The following is a 5,070-nucleotide window of genomic DNA, read 5'->3' on the forward strand; positions in this document are numbered from 1 at the left end:
AGGGAAGTTACGCGTCGGTAAAAACTGAACGAATGCCAACGGCGCGCCCCCGCCCCGTCGTCCTCGTCCACGGCACCTTCGGGAACTCCGTCGACAACTGGCTCGGTCTCGCCCCGTACCTGGTGAACCGTGGCTACTGCGTCTTCTCCCTCGACTACGGGCAGCTCCCCGGAGTGCCGTTCTTCAACGGCCTCGGCCCCATCGACAAGTCGGCGGAACAACTGAGCGCGTACGTCGACCGGGTGCTCGCCGCCACGGGCACGTCGAAGGTCGACATCGTCGGCCACTCGCAGGGCGGCATGATGCCCCGCCACTACCTCAAGTTCCTCGGCGGGGCCCAGAAGGTGAACGCCCTGGTCGGACTCGCGCCCGACAACCACGGCACGACCCTGCTCGGTCTGACGAAACTGCTGCCGCACTTCCCCGGCGCGGAGGACCTGCTCACCGAGAAGACCCCCGGACTCGCCGACCAGATAGCCGGATCGGCGTTCCTCACGAAGCTCAACGCGGGCGGTGACACCGTGCCCGGGGTCAAGTACACGGTCATCGCGACCCGTTACGACCAGGTGGTCACGCCGTACCGCAGCCAGTTCCTGTCCGGGCCGAACGTACGGAACGTCACCGTCCAGGACCTGTGCGCGGTGAACGTCTCCGAGCACCTGGCGATCGGGCTGATCGACCGGATCGCCTTCCACGAGGTGGCCAACGCGCTCGATCCCGGCCGGGCCACACCGACGACCTGCGCGTCGGTCATCGGCTGACCCCGACGCCCCGCGGGGCTCCGGACCGTCCGGCCCGGAGCCCCGCGGAGTCGGTTACGTCAGCGGCTGTGCCGGCCGCCGCCCGCGGGCTGGGCCCTGCGGCGGACCGTACCGAACATCACGGCCGCGCCGGCGGCGAGGATCGCCGCGCCACCCGCCGCGATGTACGGCGTGGTGCTGTCGCCACCGGTCTCGGCGAGGTTCTCCGAACCACCCGCCGGCTGCGGCTCGGCCGCGCCGGCCTCGTTCGCCTCCGGGGCGTTGGCCTCGGGCCCGGCCGCCGGCTCCTCGTAACCGCCCGCGTCCTTCGCGGCGGTCTTCGCCTCGGGCGCCCCGGCCTCCTCGGGGCTGTCGCCACCGTGCCCGTTGTGGTCGACGGTCGACTTGGACGCGCCCTCCTCGACATCGGCCTCGGAGGGGGCGGACGCCTCGGGAGCGGCTGCCGAGCCGCCGTTGTCGGCGCCGAAGACCACGTCGGAGCAGGTGTAGAACGCCTCGGGGCTGTCCGAACGCTGCCAGATGGAGTAGATCAGATGCCGGCCCGACTTGCTGGGGACGATGCCGTCGAACACATAGGCGCCGTTGACCAGCTTCGGGTCGGTGACCTTGGCGAACGGCCTGTCCTCCAGGTCGGACCAGTTCAGCTGCTTGCCCGGGTCGTAGCCGTCCTTGGTGATGTAGAGCTCGAAGGACCCCTTGTGCGGGGCGGTGGCCTTGTAGGTGAAGGTGCGGTTGCCCGCGGTGAACGGCGACGAGGGCCAGTCACCGCGCGGCAGGTCGAGCCCCTTGTACTTGTCGCGGCCCGCCGAGCAGAGCTTGCCGTCCGGGATGATCGACTGGTGGTTGCCCGCGGCGTTCGGGATGTTGACCTCGTTCCAGTCGTAGAACGCCTGCGTCCCGCTGGACGCGACCGCCGCCTTGCAGGCCGCCGACTTCGGACTCTCGGGCCCCTCCGCGAAGCAGGCGGACACACGGCTGACCGGGTCCGTCATCGAGCCGTGGGCGGCGGCGGGGACGGCCGCGAGCCCGACGAGCGCGAGCGGCGCGAGGCCCAGCACGACGATTCCGGTGGTCCTGCGACGAGCGGTCATGGATCCGTTCTCCTTCTGAGCGGCACAGGCGAGGGGGAGCGGAGCGGGACGAACTCCCGGCGGCGTGACCTCCGTTGCACACGGCGCCACCGGCGGCCGTCCCGCTCCGGCCCTCAGCAAGCTAGCCCCTCGAAACCCGGGAACAGCCTGCTGGGACGGGGTGAAGAGGATCCTTATGGTCCGCTTAAGGCGACGCTAAGCGACCGCTGAGACTGGGCGTACCGGACCCCGCTCCCTGGCCCCTCAGACGCCCGGCACCGTGTCCTCGAACGTCGTGCCCGCCGCGCGGTATCCGCTCACCAGCGTGCCCACCTGGGCGGGGCTCAGGACCTGGTCCTTCACATGCAGTACGTAGTCCACCTGCTGGTCGTAGGAGCGCGGTGCGGTGCTGGTCTGGCCCGCCAGGTCGATCAGCCACTGGTTGAAGTTGATCGACATCGGCCGCTCCGGCAGATACGCGGCCCCGTGCGTGCCGAAGTGCTGACCGTCGACGTAGTAGGTGATGGCGCTGTCGTCGATGGTCACCACCAGGTCGTGCCACCCGGCGTAGCTCTGCCGGACCTCGCTGTGCTGGTTGACGGCCTCCCACGGGTCGGGGCGGTAGGTCTCCCACGAGGTGGTGTAGAGGATGTTGGCCGGTTCACCCCAGCCGCCGTTCGGCAGATACTCGAAGTCGTACTCCGCGTAGTCGTCCGCCATCGGTGCCTTGAGGTCGTTGATGGTGAAGAACGTCTGGACGAGACGGTCGCCGTCCGGGCCGGACCTGGGCGCGTCGCTGAACTTCACCCGCGCCGCGTACGTCCCGTTGCGGAACTTCATGGACCGGGTGAGGATCTCCGTCTGCTCCGTGGACGACGCCGTCCCGGCGGTGGACGTCTCCAGGTTCATCACCGAGTTGCCGCCCTGGTTGGCGAACGTGACGTTCTCCGGCACCCAGTTGGCCCCGGGCACACCCGGACCGCCGGAGTTCGCACGGACGCTCCAGCCGTTCGCGGCGATCCTCGGATCGCCGTGGCCGCTGTAGTTGAAGTCGTCGAACAGGGTGGGCCCGTCGGCCGGGTCGGTCGGCGGATCCGTGGGGTCGGTCGGGCCGTTGCCGCCGGGCGCCTCGCCCCAGACCGTCGCGCCGCCGATGTGCGCCGTGATCCGGGACCAGTCGCCGTAGGTGGACCGCTCACGGCCGAAGGAGTAGTCGTCGCTCTGCCCCAGCGGCTGCCAGTTCGCCTGGTGGAACCTCAGTTGCAGGTCCCCGGTGTCCGCGCCGGGGGCCAGGGAGCCCGCCCCCGCCGTGAAGGAGATCTCCAGATAACGGTCGGCGGTGGCCGTCGGGTCGGCGGGCGTGCCGAAGGTCCCGGTGACGTTGGCGCAGCCCTTCACCGCCCAGGAGCAGGCGAACCGGTAGGCCGCGGACGCCGAATCGGCCTTGAACCAGTACCGCACCTTGACGTCGCTCAGCCGTACGGCGGCGCTGCCGGTGTTGCGGATCCTCAGCCAGGGTTCGCTCTGGTCGGCCGTCGCCCCGGCGGCGCTCGTGCGGTACTGGACGACGAGCCCGTCGGCGGCCGCGGCCCCGGCGGACGCGGGCATCGCCGCCAGCGCCGTACAGCTCAGGGCCACGGTGGCAGCGGCGGCGGCTGCCGCGCGCAGGCGGCTCTTGGCGTTCTTCGTCATGGCGTGTTCCTCTCCGGAACGGTGGTGGGGGAGGGAGGAGTTACGGAAGTGGCGCCGTACCTGCGGGGGTGGTCATGAGGGACGTGGTCAGGAGGGACCGCGGGGTGAGCGGCCGGTAGCGGACGCCGAGGGCGTCCAGCCGTGCGGTGTGATGGCGCAGCCGCGCCACGAAGCCGGCCCAGTCGCTGCGCCCGCCGGACCAGGCGCGGTCCGCGAGGGCGCAGAGCCGGGGGTAGCTGAGGTACTCGATCCGGTCGGGTGTCTTCACGTACTCGGTCCACAACTGCGCCTGTGTGCCGAGGACTTGCGCGCTCTCCCCGGCCTCCCAGTCGCCGGGCACCGGCTCGTTGCCGTGGACGGCGTGCAGCGCGACGGGGTCGCCGGGCTGGCCGGGCGGTTCGCAGGGTTCGGCGGACTGGGCGTAGTCGAGATAGGTGGCCCGGTGATGGGCCGTCACCACCCGGTGGCCGCGCCGGGCGGCGGCCAGGGCATGGGCCGGATCGCGCCAGGTCATCACCGTGAAGTCGAGGGGCAGTTCGGTCCCCGTCTCGGCCCAGCCGACCGGTTTGCGGCCCCGTTCCACCAGGAAGGCCCCGATCCGGCCCATGAACCAGCCGTGCAGCGCCGCCGGTCCGGACAGCCCCTCGGCCGCCGCGCGGGCGCGCGCCGCCGGACTGTTCTCCCACTCGGTGGTCGGGCACTCCTCGCCGCCGATGTGGATGTACGGGGAGGGGAAGACGTCCATGACCTCCTCCAGGACCGTCCGGCAGAAGTCGAGGGCCCGGTCGTGGACGCCGAGCACGGTGTCGCAGACACCCCACCGGGTCCAGACACCGAGGCTCCGCTCCGGGTGGTTGCCCAGCTCGGGGTAGGCGGCGAGGGCGGCGCGCACATGGCCGGGCATCTCGATCTCCGGTACGACGCTCACCCCGCGCTCCGCCGCGTAGCTCACCAGGGCCCGCAGTTCCGCCTTGGTGTACGACCCCGAGTGCGGGACGCCGTCGAACCGGTCGCCGCCCCGGCCCGGCGGCCAGGTCATCGACTCGCTGCGGTGGCCGCCGACCGAGGTCAGCCGGGGGTAGGCGTCGACCGGCATGCGCCAGCCCTGGTCGTCGGTGAGATGGAGGTGGAGGGTGTTGAGTTTGTGGAAGGCGAGCAGGTCCACGTATCTGCGCAGATAGGCGACCGGCTGGAAGTGCCGCGCCACGTCGAGCATCGCGCCGCGCCAGGGGTGTCTCGGCACATCGCTGATCTCGGCGCAGGGCAGCTCCCAGGGACCACCCCGCGGCCGGTTCTGCCCCGACAGGGCCTCGGCGGGCAGCAGTTGACGGATCGTCTGGACCCCCCGGAGCAGCCCGGTGGGGTGCGCGGCGCGCAGGACCAGCGTCCGCGGGCCGACGGTGATCCCGTACCCCTCCTCGCCGAGTCCGCCGAGCTCCGGATCGAGGGCGAGCACAACGCTTCCGTCGGCCGAGTCGGGGAGCGGCAGTCCGGTCACCGGGGTGAGCAGCGTGCGAAGGAGGTTCGACGCCGCGTGCGTGCCGGGC

General features: G+C 71.3%; 4 protein-coding genes. 1 reads left to right on the forward strand and 3 read right to left on the reverse strand.

What is annotated here, in order from left to right:
* Window positions 1-761: triacylglycerol lipase (locus GXP76_RS33890; protein ID WP_242575456.1), on the forward strand; the 761-nt coding region annotated here is incomplete at its 5' end.
* 59 nt (window positions 762-820) lie between these two features.
* On the opposite strand, the gene GXP76_RS33895 is transcribed toward GXP76_RS33890, so the two are convergent.
* From GXP76_RS33895 to GXP76_RS33905, 3 genes are all read right to left on the reverse strand, one after another.
* Window positions 821-1,852 (reverse strand): lytic polysaccharide monooxygenase, encoded by a 1,032-nt coding sequence (locus GXP76_RS33895; protein WP_242575457.1) that lies wholly within the window; start codon window positions 1,850-1,852, stop codon window positions 821-823.
* Between the two features lie 243 nt (window positions 1,853-2,095).
* Window positions 2,096-3,523, reverse strand: coding sequence for a cellulose binding domain-containing protein (locus tag GXP76_RS33900; RefSeq protein ID WP_242575458.1), 1,428 nt, complete (start codon window positions 3,521-3,523; stop codon window positions 2,096-2,098).
* Window positions 3,524-3,563: 40 nt separating this feature from the next.
* On the reverse strand, window positions 3,564-5,070 hold a 1,507-nt coding region (locus tag GXP76_RS33905; RefSeq protein ID WP_242575459.1), incomplete at its 5' end, for a beta-N-acetylhexosaminidase.

Source organism: Streptomyces sp. NP-1717 (genome assembly GCF_022695985.1).
Taxonomy (GTDB): Bacteria; Actinomycetota; Actinomycetes; order Streptomycetales; family Streptomycetaceae; genus Streptomyces.

Excerpts from the sequence above, each read along its gene's own strand:
- GXP76_RS33895 (WP_242575457.1), bottom strand. The coding sequence starts at position 1,852 with ATGACCGCTCGTCGCAGGACCACCGGAATCGTCGTGCTGGGCCTCGCG.
- GXP76_RS33900 (WP_242575458.1), bottom strand. The coding sequence starts at position 3,523 with ATGACGAAGAACGCCAAGAGCCGCCTGCGCGCGGCAGCCGCCGCCGCT.